The sequence below is a fragment of the Secundilactobacillus pentosiphilus genome, from assembly GCF_002217985.1.
Classification (GTDB): domain Bacteria; phylum Bacillota; class Bacilli; order Lactobacillales; family Lactobacillaceae; genus Secundilactobacillus; species Secundilactobacillus pentosiphilus.
The window spans coordinates 1-233 of record NZ_BCMI01000083.1; the positions used below are offsets into that span (position 1 = coordinate 1).

The 233-nt window shown below is 56.7% G+C and carries 1 protein-coding gene; it reads left to right on the top strand.

Translation table 11 applies throughout. The annotated features are described in order from the left end of the window. Nucleotides 1–233 (top strand): hypothetical protein (locus tag CES81_RS13145; protein ID WP_225356411.1); only part of this gene is annotated, 233 nt, incomplete at both ends.

Genomic DNA, 233 nt, shown 5'->3' on the forward strand with positions numbered 1-233 from the left:
CAGCCGACACAGCCGACACAACCGACACAACCGACACAACCGACTCAACCAACACAGCCGACACAACCGACACAACCGACTCAGCCAACACAACCAACGCAGCCAACACAACCGACAACGCCAAATCAGCCGAGTCAGCCAACTCAACCTACGACGCCAAATCAGCCGAGTCAACCGACGCAGCCGATAACGCCAAACCAGCCAAGTCAACCAACGCAACCGACAACGCCAAA